The 25,546-nt window shown below is 55.9% G+C and carries 21 protein-coding genes and 1 other annotated feature; of the genes, 11 read left to right on the top strand and 10 right to left on the bottom strand.

Annotation, left to right across the window (positions count from 1 at the left end; all coding sequences use genetic code 11):
* Positions 1–9: 9 nt before the first annotated feature.
* Positions 10–3,363, top strand: coding sequence for a mechanosensitive channel MscK (gene mscK / locus G163CM_RS11835; RefSeq protein WP_231825097.1), 3,354 nt, complete (start codon positions 10–12; stop codon positions 3,361–3,363).
* 272 nt (positions 3,364–3,635) lie between these two features.
* Here the strand turns inward: mscK and rsmS are convergent, their stop codons facing one another.
* Together rsmS and priC are read right to left on the bottom strand one after the other, a co-directional pair.
* Positions 3,636–3,821: a pleiotropic regulatory protein RsmS gene (gene rsmS, locus G163CM_RS11830; RefSeq protein ID WP_231825096.1), complete on the bottom strand. Its 186-nt coding sequence runs from the start codon at positions 3,819–3,821 to the stop codon at positions 3,636–3,638.
* 10 nt (positions 3,822–3,831) lie between these two features.
* Positions 3,832–4,359 (bottom strand): primosomal replication protein N'', encoded by a 528-nt coding sequence (gene priC, locus G163CM_RS11825; RefSeq protein ID WP_231825095.1) that lies wholly within the window; start codon positions 4,357–4,359, stop codon positions 3,832–3,834.
* A 68-nt stretch (positions 4,360–4,427) separates the two neighbouring features.
* On the opposite strand from priC, the gene G163CM_RS11820 reads away from it, so the two are divergent.
* The 8 genes from G163CM_RS11820 to hemH all read left to right on the top strand — a co-directional run bounded on the left by G163CM_RS11820 (position 4,428) and on the right by hemH (position 12,549).
* The gene (locus G163CM_RS11820) at positions 4,428–4,805 is read left to right on the top strand and encodes a DUF454 family protein (RefSeq protein WP_041686299.1); all 378 of its coding nucleotides are present in this window, start codon (positions 4,428–4,430) and stop codon (positions 4,803–4,805) included.
* A 147-nt stretch (positions 4,806–4,952) separates the two neighbouring features.
* Complete coding sequence (gene apt, locus G163CM_RS11815; RefSeq protein ID WP_015965525.1) at positions 4,953–5,504, top strand: adenine phosphoribosyltransferase; 552 nt, start codon at positions 4,953–4,955, stop codon at positions 5,502–5,504.
* Between the two features lie 93 nt (positions 5,505–5,597).
* A complete protein-coding gene (gene dnaX, locus G163CM_RS11810; RefSeq protein ID WP_231825094.1) occupies positions 5,598–7,529 on the top strand; it encodes a DNA polymerase III subunit gamma/tau in 1,932 nt (643 codons plus the stop codon).
* Positions 6,863–6,926 (top strand) — a sequence feature (DnaX frameshifting element). (Overlaps the previous gene by 64 nt.)
* Positions 7,530–7,578: 49 nt before the next feature.
* On the top strand, positions 7,579–7,908 hold the full coding sequence (locus G163CM_RS11805) for a YbaB/EbfC family nucleoid-associated protein (protein ID WP_015965523.1): 330 nt from the start codon (positions 7,579–7,581) through the stop codon (positions 7,906–7,908).
* Positions 7,908–8,513, top strand: a complete 606-nt coding sequence (gene recR, locus G163CM_RS11800; RefSeq protein WP_231825093.1) for a recombination mediator RecR — start codon at positions 7,908–7,910, stop codon at positions 8,511–8,513. Before G163CM_RS11805 ends, recR begins: the two co-directional genes overlap by 1 nt.
* 107 nt (positions 8,514–8,620) lie before the next feature.
* Positions 8,621–10,495: a molecular chaperone HtpG gene (htpG, locus tag G163CM_RS11795; protein WP_015965521.1), complete on the top strand. Its 1,875-nt coding sequence runs from the start codon at positions 8,621–8,623 to the stop codon at positions 10,493–10,495.
* Between the two features lie 224 nt (positions 10,496–10,719).
* Positions 10,720–11,364: an adenylate kinase gene (adk, locus tag G163CM_RS11790; RefSeq protein ID WP_231825092.1), complete on the top strand. Its 645-nt coding sequence runs from the start codon at positions 10,720–10,722 to the stop codon at positions 11,362–11,364.
* A gap of 222 nt (positions 11,365–11,586) precedes the next feature.
* A complete protein-coding gene (gene hemH / locus G163CM_RS11785) occupies positions 11,587–12,549 on the top strand; it encodes a ferrochelatase (RefSeq protein WP_015965519.1) in 963 nt (320 codons plus the stop codon).
* On the opposite strand, the gene aes is transcribed toward hemH, so the two are convergent.
* Complete coding sequence (gene aes, locus G163CM_RS11780; RefSeq protein ID WP_231828368.1) at positions 12,546–13,514, bottom strand: acetyl esterase; 969 nt, start codon at positions 13,512–13,514, stop codon at positions 12,546–12,548. The two genes, hemH and aes, sit on opposite strands and share 4 nt — an antisense overlap.
* 161 nt (positions 13,515–13,675) lie before the next feature.
* Between aes and G163CM_RS11775 the strand changes: the two genes are divergently transcribed.
* Positions 13,676–14,980, top strand: coding sequence for an inosine/guanosine kinase (locus tag G163CM_RS11775; RefSeq protein WP_231825091.1), 1,305 nt, complete (start codon positions 13,676–13,678; stop codon positions 14,978–14,980).
* Between the two features lie 99 nt (positions 14,981–15,079).
* On the opposite strand, the gene ybaL is transcribed toward G163CM_RS11775, so the two are convergent.
* Entirely contained in the window at positions 15,080–16,756 is a 1,677-nt protein-coding gene (gene ybaL, locus G163CM_RS11770; RefSeq protein ID WP_015965516.1) for a YbaL family putative K(+) efflux transporter, read from the bottom strand.
* Positions 16,757–17,011: 255 nt separating this feature from the next.
* Positions 17,012–18,232, bottom strand: coding sequence for an MFS transporter (locus tag G163CM_RS11765; protein ID WP_015965515.1), 1,221 nt, complete (start codon positions 18,230–18,232; stop codon positions 17,012–17,014).
* A gap of 174 nt (positions 18,233–18,406) precedes the next feature.
* Between G163CM_RS11765 and ushA the strand changes: the two genes are divergently transcribed.
* Entirely contained in the window at positions 18,407–20,059 is a 1,653-nt protein-coding gene (ushA, locus tag G163CM_RS11760) for a bifunctional UDP-sugar hydrolase/5'-nucleotidase UshA (RefSeq protein ID WP_231825090.1), read from the top strand.
* A 175-nt stretch (positions 20,060–20,234) separates the two neighbouring features.
* On the opposite strand, the gene ybaK is transcribed toward ushA, so the two are convergent.
* The 5 genes from ybaK to hutX form a co-directional block, all read right to left on the bottom strand.
* Positions 20,235–20,714, bottom strand: coding sequence for a Cys-tRNA(Pro)/Cys-tRNA(Cys) deacylase YbaK (ybaK, locus tag G163CM_RS11755; protein WP_015965513.1), 480 nt, complete (start codon positions 20,712–20,714; stop codon positions 20,235–20,237).
* A 201-nt stretch (positions 20,715–20,915) separates the two neighbouring features.
* Positions 20,916–21,710, bottom strand: coding sequence for a TraB/GumN family protein (locus G163CM_RS11750; protein WP_231825089.1), 795 nt, complete (start codon positions 21,708–21,710; stop codon positions 20,916–20,918).
* A 90-nt stretch (positions 21,711–21,800) separates the two neighbouring features.
* Complete coding sequence (gene copA, locus G163CM_RS11745; RefSeq protein WP_231825088.1) at positions 21,801–24,302, bottom strand: copper-exporting P-type ATPase CopA; 2,502 nt, start codon at positions 24,300–24,302, stop codon at positions 21,801–21,803.
* A 116-nt stretch (positions 24,303–24,418) separates the two neighbouring features.
* Positions 24,419–25,048 carry an SDR family oxidoreductase gene (locus G163CM_RS11740; protein ID WP_231825087.1) on the bottom strand — a complete coding sequence of 210 codons (630 nt, stop codon included), beginning with the start codon at positions 25,046–25,048 and terminating at the stop codon, positions 24,419–24,421.
* Positions 25,045–25,542 carry a heme utilization cystosolic carrier protein HutX gene (hutX, locus tag G163CM_RS11735; RefSeq protein ID WP_231825086.1) on the bottom strand — a complete coding sequence of 166 codons (498 nt, stop codon included), beginning with the start codon at positions 25,540–25,542 and terminating at the stop codon, positions 25,045–25,047. Before hutX ends, G163CM_RS11740 begins: the two co-directional genes overlap by 4 nt.
* Positions 25,543–25,546 lie beyond the last annotated feature (4 nt).

The following is a 25,546-nucleotide window of genomic DNA, read 5'->3' as shown; positions in this document are numbered from 1 at the left end:
GTTAAAACTATGCTGCATAACATTCGCTCGCGGAACACATTTTTCGCTTTTATAGTCGTTATCGCATGTCTTTTCTGTGCTGTCACCGCCGCGCAGGCGCGTGCCACAAGCGGCAATGACCTTCCCGATCGTGCCGAAATTCAGGCACAAATCGATGCTATCAATAAGAAGAAAGATCCCACCCCGGCGGACAAGCTGGAACTACAGGATCTGACCGAGACCGTCCAGTTCCTGGATAAAATCGATCGCGTCAAAGACGAAACCGTCCAGTTGCAGAAGAAAGTCGATCAGGCCCCGGCGCAGCTGCGCGAGGCCACTGAGAAACTGAATGCGCTGAGCGACGTCGACAATGACGATGAAACGCGTAAAACGCTCTCGACGCTGTCATTACGTCAGCTGGAAGCGCGCTTAACGCAGATGGTTGATGACCTGCAAAATGCCCAGAACGATCTGGCGACCTACAATACCCAACTGGTTTCGCTGCAAACGCAGCCTGAGCGCGTGCAGAACGCCATGAATGCGGCGTCGCAGCAGCTTCAACAAATTCGTAATAGCCTGAACGGCACCACGGTAGGGGAAGGCGCGCTGCGTCCCTCGCAGCAAACCATGTTGCAGGTGCAGCAGGCACTGCTCAACGCGGAACTCGATCAGCAACGTAAAAGCTTGCAGGGCAACACCACGTTGCAGGATACCCTGCAAAAACAGCGTGATTATATTACCGCTTACAGCACCCGCCTTGAGCACCAGCTTCAGCTTTTGCAGGAAGCGGCTAACAATAAGCGCTTAACGCTGACAGAAAAAACGGCGCAGGAAACCGCTTCGCCGGAAGACACGGCGCGCATTCAGGCGAATCCGCTGGTTAAACAGGAGCTGGAAATCAACCACCAGTTAAGTCAGCGCCTGATTAACGTCACCGAAAGCGGTAACCAGCTGGTTCAGCAAAACATCAGAGTCAAGAACTGGCTCGACCGTGCGCTGCAATCCGAGCGTAACGTGAAAGAGCAGATTGCGGTACTGAAAGGTAGCCTGCTGCTCTCGCGTATTCTTTATCAGCAGCAACAGACTCTGCCTTCCGCCGATGAACTGGAAGACATGACCAACCGCATTGCGGATTTGCGTCTGGAGCAGTTCGAAATTAACCAGCAGCGTGATGCTATGTTCCAGAGTGAAGATTTTGTCGCCAAACTGGAAGAGGGGCACACCAGCGAAGTTACGCCGGAAGTGCATGACGCGCTGCTGCAACTGGTTGACGCGCGTCGTGAGGCGCTGGACTTAATTAACAAACAGTTGGGAAACCAGCTGATGATGGCTATCAACCTGCAAATCAATCAGCAGCAGTTGATGAGCGTATCGAAAAACCTCAAAGAGATCCTTACTCAGCAAATCTTCTGGGTAAACAGCAACAAACCGATGGGCTGGGACTGGATTAAATCTTTCCCCGGCGCGCTGAAAGACCAGTTCAAGGCGATGAAAATCACCGTAAACTGGGAAAAAGCGTGGCCAGCCGTCTTCATCGCCTTCCTGGCGGGCCTGCCGCTGCTGCTGATTGCCGGGCTGATCCGCTGGAAACTGGCCTGGCTGCGTGTGTATCAGGCGCGTTTGGCGGAACAGGTAGGACAACTACGCAACGACAGCCAGTTGCATACGCCAAAAGCGATTCTCATCGACCTGATAAGAGCCTTGCCGGTGGTATTAGTGATTCTGGCCGTTGGCCTGATTCTGCTGACCATGCAGCTCAACATCAGCGACCTGCTGTGGGCGTTCTGTAAAAAACTGGCGACCTTCTGGCTGATCTTCGGCCTGTGCTGGAAAGTACTGGAAAAAGACGGCGTCGCTGTACGCCACTTCAATATGCCAGAACAGCTCACCAGCCACTGGCGTCGTCAGATTGTGCGCATCAGCCTTGCGTTGCTGCCGCTGCACTTCTGGTCCGTGGTGGCGGAGCTTTCGCCACTGCACCTGATGGACGACGTGCTGGGCCAGTTTGTTATTCTGCTGAACCTGCTGGTGATTGCCATTCTGGTATGGCCGATGTGCCGCGACAGCTGGCGTGATAAAGAGTCGCATGGGCTGCGTCTGGTGACGATTACCGTGCTGTCGCTGGTACCGATTGGTTTGATGGTACTGACGGCGACGGGCTACTTCTATACCACGCTGCGCCTCTCCGGCCGCTGGATTGAAACCGTCTACCTGGTGATTGTCTGGAACCTGCTTTATCAAACCGTTCTGCGCGGGTTGAGCGTCGCGGCGCGGCGTATCGCTTATCGCCGTGCGGTCGCGCGTCGTCAGAATATCGTGAAAGAGGGCGCGGAAGGCGCGGAGCCACAGGAAGAGCCGACCATCGCGCTGGAGCAGGTCAACCAGCAAACGCTGCGTATCACCATGCTGCTGATGGTGTGTCTGTTCGCGGCGGCGTTCTGGGGGATCTGGTCAGACTTAATCTCCGTCTTTACCTATCTCGACAGCATTACTCTGTGGCATTACAGCGGCACGGAAGCGGGTGCCAGCGTGGTGAAAAACGTCACCATGGGCAGCCTGCTGTTTGCGGTGATTGCGGCCACCATTGCCTGGGCGCTCATCCGCAACTTACCGGGCCTGCTGGAAGTGCTGGTGCTCTCGCGCCTGAACATGCGCCAGGGCGCGTCCTACGCCATTACCACGATCCTCAACTACGTGATCATCGCCGTCGGCGCAATGACGGTGTTTGGCTCGCTGGGCGTCTCGTGGGACAAACTGCAATGGCTGGCGGCGGCGTTATCGGTCGGCCTCGGTTTTGGTTTACAGGAGATATTCGGTAACTTTGTCTCCGGTATCATTATCCTGTTTGAACGCCCGGTACGTATTGGCGATACCGTGACGATCGGCACCTTCTCGGGGACGGTCAGCAGGATCCGCATCCGTGCGACGACCATCACCGACTTTGACCGTAAAGAGGTGATCATCCCGAACAAAGCGTTTGTGACCGAGCGCCTGATCAACTGGTCGCTCAGCGATACGATTACACGTGTGGTGATAAGCCTTGGCGTGGCGTATGGATCCGATCTCGATAAGGTGAAAGAGATCCTGCTGAAAGCGGCGATGGAGCACCCGAAAGTGATGCACGATCCGGAGCCAATTGTGCTGTTCACCACTTTTGGTGCCAGCACGCTGGATCACGAGCTGCGTCTGTATGTGCGTGAACTGCGCGATCGAAGCTACACCGTCGATGAGCTGAACCGCACCATCGATCGTCTGTGCCGTGAAAATAACATCAACATTGCGTTTAACCAGCTGGAAGTTCATCTGCACAATGAGAAGGGCGATGAAGTGACGGAAGTGAAGCGTGATAACAACGGTGGTAACAATCTCGCGGTAGCGGATTAATACTTCTGTTGTAGGCCCGGTGAGCGCAGCGCCACCGGGCGGTTGCGCGGCGCTTTTGCCGGATGGCGGCTGCGCCTTATCCGGCCTACGGTTTGTGCAATCTTGTAGGCCCGGTAAGCGTAGCGCCACCGGGCGTTTGTGCGGCGATTTTGCCGGATGCGGCTGCGCCTTATCCGGCCTACGGATTGTGCAATTTTGTAGGTCCGGTAAGCGCAGCACCACCGGGCGGTTGTACGGCGCGTTCGCCGGATGGCGGCTTCGCCTTATCCGGCCTACGGTTTGTGCAATCTTGTAGGCCCGGTAAGCGTAGCGCCACCGGGCGCCAGCTTCTTCTCGAAATCTCGCTTCACTATTTCCAGCGCGCTTAACACCACATCCGGCGCGATATCGTGACTCTCCAGCAGCATTATTAAATCCACCGCCAGCTTAACGTCATCCGGCGCATTTTCCAGCGACATACTTTCCCCTTTAGCGCGTCAGGCGCGCCAGTACGTTTTCAATGTCCTGCAAAGCCTGTCGGCAGCGCGCCAGACGGGCATCAAAGGCGATAATTTCGCGGCCAAGCCGCTGCTGCTCATCAAAGGTAGTCGCCTGCGCAAGCTGTTGCTCACGCGTCTGCTTCATCTCCAGCAATCGGCGTTCAAACTCCTGAGTTTGCAGGCGTTTGCGCTGCCAGCGCGTTTGCGCGGGTGAGGCGCTATCCCAGGCACGCAGTGTCCAGGCCTCACTTTCCCGGCTGATGGCCTCAATTTGTGCAGCCAGTTGCTCGGCAAGCCAGGCCACCTGCGGAAGCTGCTGCTGCTCAACGGCGCGCTGCAACTCGCTGAAATTCTTCTGCGCTTCATTCAGGCACGCCTGTAGCGTGGTGCTGCGGGTGTGAAACAGTTGCCGGTCAAAGCGGGGCGTCAGGGTGGCGTGCTGCGCCAGCGGCGCGATGCGCACTTGCAGCCGGGCAAGCTGGGCTTCCAGCGTTTGTAAAAGCTGCGCTATTTTCACGCCAATCTCCGTCGTGTTTTTTATCGGCTATGCTACATTAGCAGCTGGTATTGATAACGATTCTCGCTATGCAACGCACTATTTTAATCATTATTGGCTGGCTGGCGGTAGCCCTGGGCACATTAGGCGTGGTTTTGCCGTTGCTGCCTACCACGCCGTTTATCCTGCTCGCCGCCTGGTGCTTTGCGCGCTCGTCGCCGCGTTTTCACCACTGGCTGCTTTATCGCTCCTGGTTTGGCGGCTATTTGCGCCACTGGCAGAAGTATCGTGCCATGCCGCGCGGGGCAAAGCCTCGGGCTATTATCCTAATTCTGGTGACCTTCGCTATCTCGCTATGGCTGGTGAAGATGATGTGGGTTCGCATACTGTTGCTGGTGATTCTGGCCTGTCTGCTGATTTTCATGTGGCGGATCCCGGTGATTGATGCGGAACAACAAAAGCCGTAAAGCGCATCAATGGTGTTGCAATTCTTATCAGCAGTCAGTAAATTCGACCGTTTTCGAGCACAGGCGCGCCGGTCAAAAGTTAATCAAATGTAACTTTGACCCATTTTGCACGCCTCGAGTAACATCGTTTTAAGCAGGCACAAACCTATGACCGCTACTGCACAGCAGCTTGAATTTCTGAAGAACAGCATTAAAAGCATTCACGACTATCCGAAGCCGGGCATTCTTTTCCGTGACGTCACCAGTTTACTGGAGGATCCGAAAGCCTACGCCCTCAGCATTGAATTGCTGGTGAATCGCTATAAAGATGCGGGTATCACTAAAGTCGTGGGTACCGAAGCGCGTGGTTTCCTGTTTGGTGCACCGGTGGCCCTGGCGATGGGCGTAGGTTTTGTGCCGGTACGTAAGCCGGGTAAACTGCCGCGCGAAACTATCGCGGAAAGCTATGAACTGGAATACGGCACCGATCAACTGGAAATCCATGTTGATGCGATCAAACCCGGCGATAAAGTGCTGGTTGTGGACGATCTGCTGGCGACCGGCGGCACTATCGAAGCGACCGTTAAACTGATCCGTCGTTTGGGTGGTGAAGTGACCGATGCGGCATTCATCATCAATCTGTTCGACCTCGGTGGTGAGCAGCGCCTGGAAAAACAGGGTATCACCAGCTACAGCCTGGTTTCCTTCCCGGGCCACTAAGCAAATCCCGATACTGAGCCTCGCCGTATTGGCGGGGCTGTGATAGCATTACCCCCCTCGTGAATCCACCTTCCAACGTCTCAGAGCCAGCCAATGAGTTATCAGGTCTTAGCCCGAAAATGGCGACCACAAACCTTCGCTGACGTCGTCGGCCAGGAACATGTGCTGACTGCACTGGCGAACGGCTTGTCGTTAGGGCGCATTCATCACGCCTATCTCTTTTCCGGCACCCGTGGCGTCGGTAAAACCTCTATCGCCCGTTTGTTGGCGAAGGGGCTGAACTGCGAAACCGGTGTTACTGCTACGCCCTGCGGCGTGTGCGATAACTGCCGTGAAATCGAAGAGGGGCGTTTTGTCGATTTAATCGAAATCGATGCCGCGTCGCGCACCAAAGTTGAAGACACGCGCGACCTGCTCGATAACGTCCAGTACGCCCCGGCGCGTGGGCGTTTCAAAGTCTATCTGATCGATGAAGTGCACATGCTCTCCCGCCACAGCTTTAACGCGCTGTTAAAAACGCTGGAAGAGCCGCCTGCGCACGTCAAATTCCTGCTGGCAACCACCGACCCGCAAAAACTGCCGGTGACCATTCTTTCCCGTTGCCTGCAATTCCATCTTAAAGCGCTGGATGTCGAACAAATTCGTCATCAGCTTGAGCACATTCTCGGCGAAGAGAAAATTGCCTTTGAGCCGCGCGCACTGCAACTGCTTGCCCGTTCGGCAGATGGCAGCCTGCGTGATGCGTTAAGCCTGACGGATCAAGCCATTGCCAGCGGGGAAGGGCAACTGACCACCGCGTCAGTCAGCACCATGCTGGGTACGCTCGATGACGACCAGGCGCTTTCATTGATTGAAGCGCTGGTCGCCGCCGATGGTGAACGCGTCATGGCGCTGGTCAACGAGGCCGCACAACGTGGTATCGAGTGGGAAGCGCTGCTGGTTGAAATGCAAAGTCTGCTGCATCGCATTGCCATGGTGCAGCTGTCGCCGTCCGCGCTGGGCAGCGATATGGCCCCGGTCGAGCAGCGGATGCGTGATTTAGCGCGAACCGTACCGCCGACCGATGTTCAGCTCTACTACCAAACCCTGCTGATTGGCCGCAAGGAACTGCCTTACGCGCCAGACCGCCGGATGGGTATTGAGATGACGTTGCTGCGCGCGTTGGCGTTCCATCCGCGTATGCCGCTGCCAGAGCCGGAAGTGCCCCAGCACAACTTCGCGCCGCAGGCCGCGACGGCGATGATGACACCGCCGCCGGTTCAGCCGCAGACAGCGCCTGCGCCGCGCGGGCCGGATGTACCGCTACCTGAATCAACCAATCAGGTGCTGGCCGCTCGTCGTCAGCTTCAGCAGGGCAATGCAGGAGCGCCCAAAACAAAAAAGAGTGAACCGGCAGCCGCTTCCCGCGCGCGGCCGGTGAATAACGCTGCGCTGGAAAGACTGGCTTCGGTAACGGAACGCGTTTCATCGCGTCCTGCGCCGTCGGCACTCGAGAAAGCACCGGCGAAGAAAGAGGCCTATCGCTGGAAATCCACCCTGCCGACCCAAGAGGTCAAAGTGGAGGTGGCAACGCCAAAAGCGTTGAAGAAAGCGCTGGAGCATGAAAAAACGCCGGAACTGGCCGCGAAACTGGCTGCTGAGGCCATCGAGCGCGACGAGTGGGCCGCGCAGGTGAGCCAACTGGCGCTGCCGAAGCTGGTTGAGCAGGTGGCGCTCAACGCGTGGAAAGAGCAAAGCGGCAATACGATTTGCCTGCATCTGCGTCCCACCCAGCGACATCTGAACTCGCCGGGCGCGCAGCAGAAGCTGGCCGAGGCGCTGAGCACTTTAAACGGCGCACCCGTTGAATTGACTATCATTGAAGATGATAATTCAACCCAGCGAACGCCGCTTGAGTGGCGTCAGGCCATTTATGAAGAGAAACTCGCGCAAGCGCGTGAGGCGATAATCGCGGATAACAACATTCAGACTCTGCGTCGATTCTTCGATGCGGACCTGGACGAAGAGAGTATCCGCCCCATTTGATCGTGAGCCTGGCTTATGGTCGTCACCCTTGAATGAAAGAGAGAAGCCTATGTTTGGTAAAGGCGGTCTGGGTAACCTGATGAAACAGGCCCAGCAGATGCAAGAAAAAATGCAGCAGATGCAGGAAGAAATCGCGAAACTGGAAGTGACCGGCGAATCCGGCGCAGGTCTGGTAAAAGTGACCATCAACGGCGCACACAACTGCCGTCGCGTGGAAATCGACCCAAGCCTGCTGGAAGATGACAAAGACATGCTGGAAGATCTGGTTGCTGCGGCATTCAACGATGCGGCGCGTCGCATTGATGAAACCCAGAAAGAGAAAATGGCCTCCGTGTCCTCCGGTATGCAACTGCCGCCGGGTATGAAGCTGCCGTTCTGATGCAAACCAGCCCGCTGTTAACTCAGCTTATGGAAGCACTGCGCTGCCTGCCGGGCGTTGGTCCGAAGTCCGCGCAGCGTATGGCGTTTACGCTGCTGCAGCGCGATCGCAGCGGCGGAATGCGTCTGGCGCAGTCGCTGACCCGCGCTATGTCGGAAATCGGCCACTGTGCCGATTGCCGCACCTTCACCGAGCAGGAAGTCTGTAACATCTGTTCGAACCCGCGTCGCCAGGAAAACGGCCAAATCTGCGTGGTGGAGAGTCCTGCGGACATCTACGCCATTGAGCAGACCGGGCAGTTTTCTGGCCGCTACTTCGTGCTGATGGGCCACCTGTCGCCGCTCGACGGCATCGGGCCCGATGATATCGGTCTCGACCGCCTGGAGCAGCGTCTGGAAACGGAATCGCTCACTGAAGTTATCCTCGCCACCAACCCCACGGTGGAAGGGGAGGCGACCGCTAACTACATCGCCGAGCTGTGCGCTCAGCACGGTGTGGAAGCCAGCCGCATCGCCCACGGCGTACCCGTTGGCGGCGAACTGGAGATGGTCGATGGCACCACGCTGTCGCACTCGCTCGCCGGTCGTCATAAGATTCGTTTTTAATCAAACGAGAGCAGGATTTTCTGCTCTCGCTTGAAATTTTCCCCCGCTATCCCCATCTCCCTCTCAACGCATTTTTACCTTGTAATTGGCATTGAGGTATTTTCGACATGAAAGGACAAGAAACTCGTGGTTTTCAGTCTGAAGTGAAACAACTTCTGCATCTGATGATCCATTCCCTGTATTCCAATAAAGAAATTTTCCTGCGTGAGCTTATCTCTAACGCCTCGGATGCGGCTGACAAGCTGCGTTTCCGTGCGCTCTCCAACCCGGACCTTTACGAAGGTGACGGCGAGCTGCGCGTGCGTGTTTCCTTCGATAAAGATAAGCGTACGTTGACCATTGCCGATAACGGCATTGGTATGAATCGCGATGAAGTCATCGACCATCTGGGGACTATCGCTAAATCCGGTACCAAAGCGTTCCTCGAATCGATGGGCTCTGACCAGGCGAAAGACAGCCAGCTGATTGGTCAGTTTGGCGTCGGCTTCTACTCGGCGTTTATCGTGGCCGATAAAGTGACTGTACGCACCCGCGCGGCGGGCGACGCGGCAGAAAACGGCGTCTTCTGGGAGTCAGAAGGTGAAGGCGATTACACCGTTGCCGATATCACCAAAGCCGATCGCGGCACCGAAATCACCCTGCATCTGCGCGAAGGCGAAGATGAATTCCTCGATGACTGGCGTGTACGTTCCATCATCAGCAAGTACTCCGACCATATCGCGCTGCCGGTTGAAATTGAAAAACGGGAAGAAAAAGACGGTGAAACCGTTATTTCCTGGGAAAAAATCAACAAAGCACAGGCGCTGTGGACGCGTAACAAGTCAGAAATCAAAGACGAAGAATATACCGAGTTCTACAAACACATCGCCCATGACTTCACTGACCCGCTGACCTGGAGCCACAACCGTGTGGAAGGTAAGCAGGAATACACCAGCCTGCTGTATATTCCGTCGCAGGCACCATGGGATCTGTGGAACCGTGACCATAAACATGGCCTGAAACTGTACGTGCAGCGCGTGTTTATCATGGACGACGCCGAGCAGTTCATGCCGAACTACCTGCGCTTTGTGCGTGGTCTGATAGATTCTAACGATCTGCCGCTGAACGTCTCCCGTGAAATCCTTCAGGACAGCGCGGTCACCCGCAGCCTGCGCGGCGCGCTGACCAAACGCGTGCTGCAAATGCTGGAAAAACTGGCGAAAGACGACGCGGAAAAATATCAGACCTTCTGGAAACAGTTTGGCCTGGTACTCAAAGAAGGCCCGGCGGAAGACAGCGCCAACCAGGAAGCGATTGCGAAACTGCTGCGCTTCGCGTCTACGCATACGGACTCTTCAGAGCAGACCGTTTCGCTGGCAGACTACGTTTCCCGCATGAAAGAAGGGCAGGAAAAAATTTACTACATCACCGCTGACAGCTATGCGGCAGCGAAAAGCAGCCCGCACCTGGAGCTGCTGCGTAAGAAAGGCATCGAAGTTCTGCTGCTTTCTGACCGCATCGACGAGTGGATGATGAACTACCTGACCGAGTTCGACGGTAAGCCGTTCCAGTCCGTTGCTAAAGCCGATGAGTCCATCGACAAACTGGCGGATGAAGTGGACGAAAGCGCCAAAGAAGCGGAAAAAGCGCTGACGCCGTTCGTGGAGCGCGTGAAAACCCTGCTGGGCGATCGCGTGAAAGAGGTGCGTCTGACGCACCGTCTGACCGATACCCCGGCCATCGTCACCACCGACGCGGACGAAATGAGCACCCAGATGGCGAAACTGTTTGCCGCTGCGGGCCAGGCCGTGCCGGACGTGAAGTACATCTTTGAACTGAACCCGGACCACGTGCTGGTTAAACGCACGGCGGACACCCAGGATGAAGCCCAGTTTAAAGAGTGGGTTGAGCTGCTGCTCGATCAGGCGTTGTTCGCTGAGCGCGGTACGCTGGAAGATCCGAACCAGTTTATCCGCCGTATGAACCAGTTGCTGGTGTCCTGATAGCGGCATTGTAATGCCGGATGGCGCTGACGCTTATCCGGCCTACGGTTGAATCTACTTTTGTAGGCCGGATAAGGTGCGTGCACCGCCATCCGGCTTTTTTTCGCCCATCTTCCCGCCATTAACCGTTTCAGCGCTGCCCCGCTTCCTTGAGCCAACTGCGCGTTGGTGGTATCGTTTAGCGCTTTTGAAAAATTTAGACAACCTTTGAGGGGATTTTCGCAATGCGTATCATTCTGCTTGGCGCTCCGGGCGCGGGTAAAGGAACTCAGGCTCAGTTCATCATGGAGAAGTACGGTGTTCCGCAAATCTCCACCGGCGATATGCTGCGTGCCGCCGTGAAATCCGGTTCTGAACTGGGTAAACAAGCCAAAGACATCATGGATGCTGGCAAGCTGGTTACCGACGAACTGGTTATCGCGCTGGTTAAAGAACGCATCTCCCAGGAAGATTGCCGTAACGGTTTCCTGCTGGACGGCTTCCCGCGCACTATTCCGCAGGCAGACGCCATGAAAGAAGCGGGCATCAACGTGGATTACGTTCTGGAATTCGATGTTCCGGACGAGCTGATCGTTGACCGTATCGTTGGCCGTCGCGTTCACGCGGCATCTGGCCGTGTTTATCACATCAAATTCAATCCGCCGAAAGTGGAAGGTAAAGATGATGTGACCGGCGAAGATCTGACCACCCGTAAAGACGATCAGGAAGAAACCGTGCGTAAACGTCTGGTGGAATATCATCAGATGACTGCGCCGCTGATCGGCTATTACTCTAAAGAAGCGCAGGCGGGTAACACCAAATACGCGAAAGTTGACGGTACTAAAGCCGTCGCAGACGTACGCGCTGAGCTGGAAAAAATCCTCGGCTAAGGCCGTTTTGCCGGATGGCGGTGCACGCACCTTATCCGGCCTACATTTTTTTGTAGGCCTGATAAGCGCAGCGCCATCAGGCAAATTCATCCGCGCTTTCCCGTAGGCCTGATAAGCGCAGCGCCATCAGGCAACTATCCGCACCACCTTTCACAGCAATTAGTTTTTCTTCCCCGCTTTTCCGCTACAATTATCAACGATTTGAATCAATGAGAGGCGGTAATGCGTTATAAAAAAACAGGAATTCTGCTGGTAAACCTCGGTACACCCGATGCGCCAACCGCCGACGCGGTTAAACGCTATCTTCGGCAATTCCTCAGCGACCGACGCGTTGTCGACACCTCCCGCCTGTTATGGTGGCCGCTGTTACGCGGTGTGATCCTGCCTATCCGCTCGCCGCGCGTGGCGAAACTCTATCAATCCGTGTGGATGGAAGAGGGCTCGCCGCTGATGGTATACAGCCGCAGACAGCAAAAAGCGCTGGCTGAGCGTCTGCCAGACATGCCCGTTGCGCTGGGTATGAGCTATGGCACGCCGTCGCTGGAAAGCGCTGTCAATGATTTACTGGCGCAGGATGTTGACCACATCGTGGTACTGCCGCTGTATCCGCAATACTCCTGCTCGACGGTTGCCGCCGTGTGGGATGAACTGGCGCGCATCCTGGGTAAAACCCGCGCCATTCCGGGCATCACGTTCATTCGCGATTACGCGACCGATCATGATTACATCAAGGCGCTGGCGGGGACGGTGAAGGCCTCTTTTGCGCGCCACGGCGAACCGGACTTGCTGCTGCTCTCTTATCACGGTATTCCGCAGCGCTATGCCAATGAAGGCGATGATTACCCGCAGCGTTGCCGCGATACCACGCGCGCGCTGGTTTCCGCGCTGGAAATCGATCCGGATAAAGTGATGATGACCTTCCAGTCGCGCTTTGGTCGTGAACCGTGGCTGACGCCGTATACGGATGAAACGCTGAAGATGCTGGGTGAAAAGGGCGTGAAACACATTCAGGTGATGTGCCCGGGCTTCTCCGCCGATTGTCTGGAGACGCTGGAAGAAATTGCGGTACAAAACCGGGAAGTGTTCCTCGAAGCCGGTGGGGTGAAATATGAATATATTCCGGCGCTAAATGACACACCGGAACATATCGATATGATGCAGGCGCTGGTCACGCCGCACTGCTAGCGAGAATGCAGTTGTTCGACAAAGAAAGCCGCGCCGTCCCGCAGCGCCTGGTCGGCGGTTTTCATCATCCGTGAATAGTGTAAGAACGCGTGCAGCACGCCGGGATACATCACATAACGGCTGGCCTGCTGGTGCGCCTGCAGCGTTTGGTGCAGCAGGCGGCTGTCGTCAATCAGCGGATCGTATTCCGCGCCGGCGATAAAGCATGGCGGCACGTCACGGGTGAGATCGTTATTGAACAGGCAGTACCACGGCGATTCTTTGTCCTGTTCATTACGCAGATAGGCGCGTTCGTAGCTTGCCAGATCCTCACGCGTTAACCCGTCCCAGCTTCCGCCCATCAACCGACGGCTGACGGAATCCTGCAAACCATACAGCCCATACCACAGCAGCGTCCCCGCAACGTGCCCGCAGTTTATCTGACGATCGCGCAGCCACAGCGCGCTGGCCAGCGCCAGCATCGCGCCCGCAGAATCCCCCGCAAAGCCAATTTGCGTCATATTGATATGGTGGGCGGTATCGCGACGCTGAAAGAACTGACAAACGGCGACGATTTCTTCAATCGCCTGTGGATAGCGGGCCTCCGGCGAGAGAGTGTAATCAATGCCAATCACCGTGCAGCCGCTGTATTTGGCCAACAGCCGCATGATGCGGTCGTGCGTGTTCAGATTGCCGAGAATAAAGCCGCCGCCGTGCAGATAAAACAGCGTCGCCGGGCTTTCCGGCTGCGGTGAGTAAATCCGCGTTGCCACGGTGCCGAACGGTGTGGGGACGATGCACTCGACGGTGGCCATCTCGGGCGCGCCCTCGTTCCAGAATTGCCGTTCGCGCGTGTAGTAATCGCGCTGAATTTCAAGCGTTGCATCGGCGGGCCAGGGCGGTAAGTCGGGCCGCTCAAATTGCATGACCTGCTGCATTTCTGCCGAGATTTTCTCCAGTACGGGGATCTTATTTTCCGCTTTCATCATGCGCTCCTTAGTATCCTCGCGATATTGTAGAGTTCCCAACGCGGGAAACTGCGATCCCGCTGACCGATATTGAACGATGACCTGCACGACGTTCGTCGCATGCGGCTGGTGGAATGTGCTACCATTTCCGGCTCGGCTATCCACCAGTAAACAGAATCATGAAATTTCCCGGTAAACGTAAATCAAAACACTATTTTCCCGTTAACGCCCGCGATCCGCTGTTAAAACAAATTCAGCCTGAAAGCGAAAATGGCGTCTCCTGGGTGGTTGGCATTGACCAAACCCTGGTGGATATCGAAGCCAAAGTCGATGATGCGTTTATTGAACGTTATGGCCTGAGCGCCGGGCATTCGCTGGTAATTGAAGATGATGTCGCGGAAGCGCTGTATCAGGAGCTGGTGCAGAATAACCTCATCACTCATCAATTTGCCGGGGGAACCATCGGCAACACGATGCACAACTATTCGGTGCTTGCGGACGATCGCTCGGTGCTGCTCGGCGTGATGTGTCGTAATGTGGAAATTGGCGGCTACGCGTACCGTTATCTGTGCAATACCTCCAGCCGTACCGATCTCAACTATTTACAGGGTGTCGATGGCCCAATTGGCCGCTGCTTTACGCTGATTAGCGAATCCGGCGAACGCACCTTCGCGATTAGCCCTGGCCACATGAACCAGCTGCACCCGGAAAGTATCCCGGAAGCCGTGATCGCGGGCGCGTCTGCGCTGGTGCTGACCTCTTATCTGGTGCGCTGCAAGCCCGGTGAGCCGATGAAAGACGCCACCATGCAGGCGATTGCCTACGCGAAGAAATATAACGTTCCGGTCGTCCTGACGCTCGGCACTAAGTATGTGATTGCCGATAACCCGCAGTGGTGGCAGGAATTTCTCAAAGAGCATGTCTCAATTCTGGCAATGAATGAAGAAGAGGGGCTGGCGCTGACCGGGCTCGACGATCCGCTGCTGGCGTCCGATAAAGCGCTGGACTGGGTGGATCTGGTGCTCTGTACCGCCGGTCCGGTGGGGCTTTATATGGCGGGCTTTACCGAGAACGAGGCAAAACGGAAAACCCAGCATCCGCTGCTGCCGGGGGCCATTGCCGAATTCAACCAGTATGAATTCAGCCGTGCGGTGCGTTTTAAAGATTGCCAGGAGCCGCTGCGGGTTTACTCGCACATCGCGCCATATATGGGCGGCCCGGAAAAAATCATGAATACCAACGGTGCGGGAGATGGCGCGCTGGCAGCATTGCTGCACGATATCACCGCCAATAACTACCATCGCAATAACGTGCCGAATTCCAGTAAGCACCAGCATCACTGGCTGACCTATTCGTCGCTGGCACAGGTGTGTAAATATGCCAACCGGGTGAGTTATCAGGTGCTGAACCAGCATTCACCGCGCCTGACGCGCGGCCTGCCGGAAAGGGAAGATAGCCTCGAAGAGGCGTACTGGGAAAGGTAACGTAATGTTTTGCCCGGTGGCGCTTCGCTTACCGGGCCTGGAACGCTTATGTGAATTTGTAGGCCGGATACGGCGCAGCCGCCATCCGGCTCTCCGATTTTAGCCTGTCACCGCCTCTTCAAGCGGCGGTTTTTCTAACAAGCCCAGCATAGTTTTCGCAATCTCACGTTCGCCCATTACCACCTGATTGGCACCGCGTTCGCTGATATACGCCACCTCATCGTCATAATGCGCGCGAGCGATAATCTCAATGCCCGGGCATTTTTCGCGTGCGGTAGCGACAATCTCTCCGGCCTCGTAGCCGTTTGGAATGGTCAGCAGCAGCCAGCGCGCGCAATCCAGATGCGCCAGGTTCATGATTTCCTCATTTGCGGCGTTGCCCAGCACTGCGCGAATTCCGCGCTCGCGCAGTTCATCGACGCGCGTGCGGGAAGTTTCAATCACGACCAGCGGAATGCCCTGCGCCATCAGCTTCTCACCGAGCAGGCTACCGACACGTCCGTAGCCGACCAGCAACGCATGATTACAGATATCCACTGGGATCTGCTTCTCGTCCTCAATCGCTTCTTCGAGCGTTTGCTCCTCCAGCGTCTCGGTTTTCTCGAGATATTTCTCCAGCAAAGTAAACAGAATTGGGTTGAGCATAATCGACAGGATTGCCCCTGCCAGCACCAGGTTCTGCCCGGCCTGCGGCAGGAGATCCAGCGCCATGCCGAGCCCTGCCAGGATAAAGGCGAACTCACCAATCTGCGCCAGGCTGGTGGCGATGGTCAGCGCGGTACGCTGTGAGTGACCAAACATCCGCACGAGGAAGAACGCCGCTAACGACTTACCAAAGACGATGATTGCCAGCGTGCCGAGTACCGCCAGCGGCTGCTCGATCAGAATCATCGGGTCAAACAGCATGCCGACGGAAACGAAGAACAGCACGGCGAACGCGTCGCGCAGCGGCAGCGTATCGTGGGCCGCGCGGTGGCTCAGTTCAGACTCATTCAGCACCATCCCGGCGAAGAATGCGCCCAATGCAAAGGAGACATCAAACAGCTCAACCGCACCGAAGGCGATGCCGAGCGCTAATGCCAGCACTGAGAGGGTAAACAGCTCACGTGAGCCGGTGGCGGCGCTACGAGAGAGGATCCATGGCACCAGGCGGCGACCTACCAGCATCATAATGGCGATAAAGGCGACCACTTTGCCGATGGTCATTGACATGTCCAGCGCCAGCGAAGCCAGCCCAACGTCGCCTTTTTCCATCATGCCCGCGACGGCAGGCAGCAGAACCAGCGTTAACACCATCACCAGGTCTTCAACAATCAACCAGCCGATGGCGATTTGCCCACGCTGGCTATCAATGAGTTGCCGTTCTTCCAGCGCGCGCAGCAGCACCACGGTACTGGCGGTGGAAAGACACAGGCCGAACACGATACCGGTCATCAACGACCAGCCGAGCAACGACGAAAGCGCCATACCCAGCAGCGTTGCCACCGCTATCTGTAAAATTGCACCGGGAATGGCGATGGCCTTTACCGCCATCAAATCTTTCAGTGAAAAGTGCAGCCCGACGCCAAACATCAGCAGAATCACGCCCAGTTCCGCCAGTTCAGGTGCCAGTTGCGTATCGGCGACAAAACCCGGCGTAAATGGCCCGGCCAGAACGCCTGCTAATAAATAACCGACTAAAGGAGATATGCGTAATCTGTTGGCAATCATGCCAAGGAAAAATGCGAGAACAAGACCACCAACAATGGTGGTGATAAGCGGTGTGGCGTGATGCATTCCGTCTCCTTTCGTGGTGGTGCGTTGTTCCATTTTTGGCTCAGATGCGTGACATCATCCGGAAAACCAAAAAACCTTGTAATAGTTTATGACAAAATGGGTCATCATGTTTATGAATAAATGTTGAATTTTAATAAAAAAAGGAATTAATGATCGGAATAACCCCAAAAGTGGGATTGGCTGAGGATTAACAGGGGAAATGCCGCAGTGGCTGGGGAACTACGCAGCCAAAGTTTGACTTTGGCTGCGTGAAAATTACTGTTTTTGTCGGTTATCAGGCAGGAATATGGTCAACATCCCCAGAAGCGGCAGGAAAGCACAGATTTTATAGACCAGTTCGATGCTGGTATGGTCAGCAACCAGCCCCAGAACCGCAGCCCCTAAGCCGCCCATGCCGAAGGCAAAACCGAAGAATAAACCGGAAACCATGCCAATTCGGCCAGGTAAGAGCTCCTGAGCGTATACCAGAATCGCCGAAAATGCGGAAGCGAGGATAAATCCAATGATCACCGTTAAAATACCGGTCCATTCCAGCGATGCGTAGGGTAAAACAAGCGTAAACGGTGCAACGCCGAGGATAGAGCCCCAAATAACATACTTACGCCCAATTTTATCGCCCACAGGCCCGCCAATCACGGTTCCTGCCGCGACCGCAAACAGGAAGGCAAAGAGGTGTATCTGCGCATTTTGAATGGATAAGCCAAACTTATGCATCAAATAAAAGGTGTAATAGCTGCTAATGCTCGCCATGTAGAAGTATTTTGAAAAAATAAGCATCAGCAGTACGCAAACGGCCAGAATCACCTTGTTGCGCGGCAGCGGATTAATAATCGCGGCTTTAGGTTTACCTTTATTAATGCGGTGCTGTGCGGCATACCAGCGGCTGATTTGCGCCAGCACAACAATCGCCAGCAGCGCTGCCAGCACGAACCAGGCGACGTTGCCTTTCCCATACGGGGCGATAATCACCGCCGCCAGCAGCGGACCTAACGAACTGCCAAAGTTACCGCCTACCTGGAAGATTGACTGCGCCAGGCCATGACGGCCACCGGACGCCATACGCGCCACGCGCGAGGATTCCGGGTGGAAAACTGACGAACCGGTCCCGACCAGCGCGGCGGCCAGCAAAACGGTATAGAAACTGCCCGCCAGCGCCAGCAGAATCAGGCCGCTGAGGGTAAAGCACATACCAATTGGCAGCGACCACGGCATCGGGCGCTTATCGGTCACGTAGCCAACCACCGGCTGAAGTAGCGAAGAGGCGAGCTGGAAGGTGAGGGTAATCATCCCTATCTGTACGAAACTGAGCGAGAATTCAGCCTGGAGCAGCGGGTAGATAGCCAGAATTAACGACTGAATCATGTCGTTAAGCAGGTGAGAGAGGCTGATGGCCCCGAGAATTTTAAACGACGTGCGTGCCTGTTGCTGGGGCGCAGAGGAGCCGGACAGCCCAGGGCTGGTTTCACTGATTGCCATAGATTCCACTTATATTTGATGGTGCGATGTTGGAGATAATCGATGTTGTAATAGTTATCAGCCTAAGATACCTGTCTGCGGCGTATGAAGGAAGTCTCATTTCTAAAATGAAATTCGACTATTCTTTCAGAGCGTTGTAATTTCGGCACTTGTCATTCAATCAGGGAGTGGATCATGAAATTTGTTCGACGGGGCATAGCGCTGGCGATGCTGGCCGCGCTGTCTTTGGCAAGCACAGGCGTTCAGGCCTGGGAAAAAGATAAAACCTATAAAATCACAATATTACATACTAACGATCATCACGGTCACTTCTGGCGCAGCGAATATGGCGAGTACGGTTTAGCGGCGCAAAAAACGCTGGTGGATGGCATTCGCAAAGAGGTGGCAGCGGAAGGCGGGAGCGTGCTGCTGCTCTCTGGCGGTGATATTAATACCGGCGTGCCGGAGTCAGATTTACAGGATGCCGAGCCCGATTTTCGGGGCATGAATCTGGTGGGTTATGACGCGATGGCGGTCGGTAATCACGAATTTGATAACCCGATGAGCGTGCTGCGCCAGCAGGAAAAATGGGCAAAATTCCCGTTCCTGTCGGCCAATATTTATCAGAAAAGTACCGGCGAGCGCCTGTTTAAACCGTGGGCGATATTTAAGCGCCAGGATCTCAAAATCGCCGTGCTTGGCCTGACGACCGATGACACCGCGCGCATCGGCAACCCGGAAAACTTTACGGATATTGAGTTTCGTAAGCCTGCCGAAGAAGCGAAGCTGGTGATTCAGGAACTTCAGATGAATGAAAAACCTGATTTTATCATCGCCGCTACGCACATGGGCCACTATGACAACGGTAATCACGGTTCTAACGCGCCGGGCGATGTCGAGATGGCGCGCAGCCTGCCTGCCGGGGCGCTGGCGATGATTGTGGGTGGTCACTCACAGGATCCGGTTTGCATGGCGTCGGAGAATAAAAAGCAGGTCGATTATGTGCCAGGCACGCCGTGTGCACCGGATAAACAGAACGGCATCTGGATTGTTCAGGCCCATGAGTGGGGGAAATACGTCGGGCGCGCCGATTTTGAGTTCCGCAACGGCGAACTCAAGCTGGTGCATTATCAGCTGATCCCGGTGAACCTGAAGAAGAAAGTGACTTACGATAACGGGCAAAGTGAGCGCGTACTTTATACGCCGCAAATCCCGGAAAGCGCGCAAATGCTGTCGCTGCTGAGTCCGTTCCAGAATAAAGGCAAAGCGCAGCTCGGCGTCAAAATTGGTACGGTGAATGGTCATCTGGAAGGCGACCGCAGCAAGGTCCGTTTTGTGCAGACCAACCTGGCGCGCGTGATCCTTACGGCGCAAATGGCGCGTACCGGCGCTGATTTCGCGGTGATGAGCGGTGGCGGCATTCGCGATTCTATCGAAGCGGGCGATATCACCTATAAAAGCGTGCTGAAAGTTCAACCGTTTGGCAATGTGGTGGTCTATGCCGATATGACCGGCAAAGAGGTGACGGATTACCTTACCGCCGTGGCGCAGAAAAAGCCTGACTCCGGCGCCTACCCGCAGTTTGCCAACGTTAGTTTTGTGGCAAAAGACGGCAAGCTGACGGACCTTAAAATCAAAGGCGAACCGATTGACCCGGCGAAAAACTATCGCCTGGCGACCCTCAGCTTTAACGCCAGCGGCGGGGATGGTTATCCGCAGATTGATAAATTACCGGGCTATGTGAACACCGGGTTTATTGATGCGGAAGTTCTGAAGCAGTTTATCGAACAGAACTCACCGATAGATGTGAATGCTTACGAACCGAAAGGGGAAGTGAGCTGGGAATGAGGGTGCGGATTCCCCGGTGGCGCTGCGCTTACCGGGGCTACAATATTGCACAATCCTCGTAGGCCGGATAAGGCGCAGCCGCCATCCGGCAGCGTTCTCGCACAATCGCCCGGTGGCGCTGCGCTTACCGGGCCTACAATATTGCGCCATCCGGCAATGTGTCTGACTCGTTGAATCAATCCCTGCGCGCAATATCCGCGAATTTCGCATCAAGGATCTTCGCCAGATCGCTCGCGGCGAGTTCAATATCCAGCCCGCGCTTGCCACCTGAAACATAGATGGTGGCAAAATCCTGTGCGGGCGCATCAATCACCGTCGGCAAGCGTTTTTTCTGCCCCAGTGGGCTGATACCGCCGACCAGATATCCGGTTGTACGCTGCGCCACCATCGGGTCGGCCATATCAACTTTCTTCGCGCCCAGCGCCTTCGCCACTTTTTTCAAATCAAGCTGCCCGGCCACCGGCGTGACCGCCACGGCCAGATGTTTCATATCGCCATTGATGGCGACCAGTAACGTTTTGTAGACCTGGTCCGCATTCAGACCCAGTTTGCGCACCACTTCGTCACCAAAGTTGGTTTCGCTCGGATCGTGATCGTAGGCGTGAGTCTGGAAAGAAATTTTGTTTTTTTCGAGTAACTTAACGGCGGGAGTCATAATCATCCTTTCTTACTACTAAACAGACATCCTCTAAGCATACGCCTCTGAGCTGGCTAAAAAATAGTATTATCTTGCGCAATAGTAATGGAAGTGATGATGACTTTGAGCGACAATCAAAAGATCCGAAGTGCGAACTTCGGGATAATAATAATGATGAAATTCCTCTTTGACGGGCCAATAGAGATATTGGCCATTTTTTTATTTCAGCATCTGCGGCAGGTTGCCTTCGCCATAAAGATGCAGTGCGCCAACTGCCACCACATAGCGCCCCGGCGGCAGCGCCAGCAGCGTATCGCGCCACGCCTGATTACGCTGCACCATCAACACATCATACAGCGACTGGCTAAAGGTATTCGGCAGCGGTGAGTTTCTGTCGGTCGGCGGCTGTTCCAGCCACCAGCCAATCATCACCTGTAATAAGCGCGCGTTAGTGTGCCAGTGGGTGAGGGTGTCCTCCAGCAGCGCCAGCCCGTTATCAGGCAGTTGTAGCAACAGTTCAATCTGACTTGATGCGCCCTCCAGTTCCTGAATGGGAAGAGAAGCCTGCCGTGCCGCCTGCAAAAGCTGATAATCAATCCCGTAATCCGGGCGCAGGCCCAGCTTTTGCGCCTGTGTCGCCTGCATCACCATCGCGATTTGCCACAGCGGTTGCGTTTCGAAACGCGTAAGAGGTAAACCCTGCTCATCGGCCAGCTTTTCCAGCGCGGCAAGCTGCGTCGCCGTCAGGCGTTCGGCCAGGGGAGCACAAACAGGAAGGTTATCAAAAGGTGCTTCATTGCTGGAAATATCCGCCTCAACGATCAGCGCATCGGCCTGCTGAAGCTTTTTTATCAGCTTCGGCGGCAGCGGCGACATATCGCGGGTGCCCATATGAATGCTGCCGACCAGGTGAAGCTCACGACCGCCGGGCAGGGAGATATCAACGGCGGGCCAGCTATAGGGGGCGCCTCGCAGCGCATGCCACAAGCGTTTTAGTTGATTTAACAGACTCATACGCGCTCCCTTTGAGAAAGGTTCATGCTAGCGCGCCCGTCGTAAAGGTGCAAATCTCCCTCCTGAAATTGAATCAGGAGGGAGCAGGGATTACGCCTTCGGTTTAAACCGCAGCAATCTATTCGCGTTGCTCACAACCGTAATGGAAGAGAGCGCCATTGCCGCACCCGCCACTACCGGGTTGAGCAGCGTACCCGTTATCGGCCAGAGAATACCGGCGGCGATGGGGATACCCAGCGAGTTGTAGATAAACGCGCCCAGCAGGTTCTGCTTCATATTACGCAGCGTGGCGCGGGAAATCGCCAGCGCATCCGCGACCCCCATCAGGCTGTGACGCATCAGGGTGATGGCCGCCGTTTCAATGGCCACATCGCTGCCGCCGCCCATGGCGATACCCACTTCTGCCTGCGCCAGCGCGGGCGCGTCGTTGATGCCGTCGCCGACCATCGCCACTTTTTGCCCCTGACGTTGCAGATTTTTAATGGCTTCGGCTTTGCCGTCCGGCAGTACGCCTGCGATCACTTCATCAATACCCGCTTCTTTGGCGATGGCATTAGCGGTGGTTGGGTTGTCGCCGGTCAGCATCACCAGGCGATAACCTTCGCGGTGCAGACGCTCAAGCGCCGCAACGCTATCGGCACGCAGCGGGTCGCGGATGGCGAACAGCGCAGCGGCTTTGCCATCGATTGCCAGCAGCACCGGGGTGGCGCCCCGTGAAGCCTGTGTGTTGATTTCACTTTCCAGCTCAGTGGTTGAGATATTCTGTTCGTTGAGCAGCGCCTGGTTACCCAGCAGCAGCGTATGATCCTCCGCTTCGCCGCTGACGCCCAGCCCACGCAGGGTGCGGAAGGCGTTAACCTGCGGCAACGTGGCATCGCCTGCTTTTTCCAGAATCGCCCGCGCTAACGGGTGGCTTGAACCTTGCTCCAGCGCGGCGGCAAGACGCAGCGCCTGCGTTTCTTCAACGCCTGAGAAGGTTTTCACTGCCACAACCTGTGGCTTGCCTTCCGTCAGCGTGCCGGTTTTATCAAACACCAGCGTGGTCAGTTCGCTTGCCCGTTGCAGCGCGTCGGCATCACGTACCAGCACGCCGTACTCAGCGGCACGACCTACGCCAGAGATAATCGACATCGGCGTTGCAAGGCCGAGGGCGCACGGGCAGGCGATAATCAGTACGGTGGTGGCAATCACCAGGGTGTAGACAATCTGCGGCGCCGGGCCAAAGAAGTACCAGATGGCGGCGCTGAACAGCGCGATGGCGACCACGGCGGGCACGAACACCGCCGAGATTTTATCCGCCAGTTGGCCGATTTCGGGTTTACTGCTTTGCGCCTGACGCACCATCTTAATAATGCGCGACAGCGTGGTATGGCTGCCCACGGCGCTGGCGCGGAACAGAGCGGAACCGTCCTGTACCAGCGTCCCGGCGTGAATAGCATCGCCATTGCTTTTTTCCTGCGGCACCGGTTCGCCGGTGAGCATCGCTTCGTCAAACCAGGCTTCGCCCTGGGTGATTTCGCCGTCAACCGGCACGCGGTCGCCGGTGGTCAGGCGCAGCGTCATACCCGGCAGAACCTCGGCCAGCGGCACGGTTTTTTCGCCATTTTCCGTCACCACGCGGGCAGACGGCGGCGTCAGGTCGAGCAGTTTCTCCAGCGCTTTTGATGAACGCTGACGCGCGCGCGCTTCCAGCATATGGCCGAGGTTAATCAGACCGATGATCATCGCGCTGGCTTCATAATAGAGATGACGCGCTTCCATCGGGAACCACTGCGGCCACAGGTTGACGCTCATCGAGTAGAGCCACGCTACACCGGTACCCAGCGCCACCAGCGTATCCATCGTAGCGGTGCCGTTTTTCAGGCTTTTCCATGCGCTGCTGTAGAAGTGGCCGCCGGCGAAGACCATTACGGCCAGCGTCACCAATCCGATGACAAGCCACAGCGAGCGGTTGGCGTCGGTCACCATCATGTTGTCGCCGATCATTCCCCAGACCATCACCGGGATACCGACCAACAGCGCGACAATCGCCTGCCAGCGGAAGCGCTTCATGGTGGCGAGCGCGGTTTCCTGCTGGCGCTCACGACGTTTCAGATCGTCTTCAATCGCTTCCGCGCCGTAGCCTGCTTTTTCTACGGCGTGGACTAAATCAGCGGCGGAGGCGCTGCCCATTACCAGCGCAGTGCGCTCCGCAAGGTTTACCCGTGCCTGTGCGACGCCCGGTACCGCCTGAAGGGCTTTTTGCACGCGAGAGACGCAGCTGGCGCAGCTCATTCCGTTGATCAGCAACTGCTGGCTGTCATCCAGATCCTGGGCTGCCGGAAGCTCAGGGGTGACCGCTGTCAGTGCTTCCGACGGGGTTACTGCTTCCGCCAGCGGTTTAGCCTTTGGGTGGCTTAACTCTGCGCCGTAACCCGCTTCAATAATGGTTTCGATCAGCGCTTCCGCACTGGCGCTACCGGTAACGTGGGCTTCGGTAATGGTGACATCAGCCTGTTCCACGTCAGGACGTTTTTCCAGGCTCTCTTTAACACGTTTGACGCAGTGGCCGCAGGAGAGGCCATCCAGCGTCAGGTCGATAGTATTGGACATAACAAACTCCTTATCTTCTGAGTGTGAATAAGCTTAAACCTTCCCGCAAGGGGAAGGTCAAGGCGGTTTTCGAAGAGATTAAAGAGAAATAAAATGTCGCCCGGTGAAAGCGGTCATCACGAACGGGTGGGTTTCAGTTCCGGGTCAACCAAACTATAGATTTGCTGGTGGAGTTCAGACGTATTGGCCAGTTCTGCCGCGTGTGCGGCGACATCCGCGCGCATCACAAAACCGTGCACCTCTCTGTTCTGGAAACGCTGTGCATTACCTGTCGCGTCGCCCGTCAACAGGCCGCCGGGGCGAAGGATGGCGTAATCGAGCGTGCTGGTTTGCAGCCAGCTTTCGGCCAGCGATTTCTCGCGAACCGACTGACCAAACGCCGCTTTCGCACGCGGAGAGAGCCAGCGCCAGCTATCGCCGCAGCCTAACGACGTCACCAGGACCATGCGCGAGAGTCCCGCTTTTTCTGCCGTATCAATCACTGTGCGGTGCGCGAGATACTCCTGTGTACCGCCCATGGATGACAAAATAGTGGCGTCTGCACCCGCCGCCTCACAGGCGAGGGTAACCAGCTCGGTGTTACAGGCATCGCCGGTGAACACGGTGACGCCCTGTTGTGTAAGTCGCTCGGCGACATCTGGCTTGCGTACCACGGCATACACCGGGCGTCTTTCATTCAGCGCGTGATCCAGCATTAGCGCGCCAACACCGCTACCGCCCGCGCCGAAAATTAACCACGGGCTCATTCGGCATCACCTTTCAACGTGGCAGCAAGCATACGGAATGCCGTAACCTGATCGGCCAACAGTTGACGATGATCGTCACGTCCCAGGAATATCTTGAGCATCGCGCTTCCCGCCGCGTTGAAGAACAAAATTGATGCCGTATCCATGCCCATGAACTTGCGCTCAATGAGCGCGATATGCGTGCAGTTTTCCGCTTTAATATGGCCGCTCATGCCGTGTTTCCCGCGCAGGTTAAAGTAGCCGTGGCGATGGAAGCCGGAAGGCAGGTCGCCGCTAAATTCGAGGATCACGTCTGAAGTATGGACCAGCGTCGTGACTTTGCCCCAATCAACAACGCTCTGCCAGACGGTATCAAACTTATCGCCGCAGACCAGCGTTGCGTTCGGCAGATTCTGGACGACATCCAGCAGCGTGGTTTTATATTGCGTCGCAATGGCTTCCAGCGTGCCATCCGGTTCCGTTTTCAAAAGATCCTGCAAAGAAACATGGCTCATAGGT

This window comes from Pseudocitrobacter corydidari, from assembly GCF_021172065.1.
GTDB classification, from domain to species: domain Bacteria; phylum Pseudomonadota; class Gammaproteobacteria; order Enterobacterales; family Enterobacteriaceae; genus Pseudocitrobacter; species Pseudocitrobacter corydidari.
Note: the sequence above shows the minus strand (reverse complement) of the source record. Positions and strands in the feature narration are given on the sequence as shown.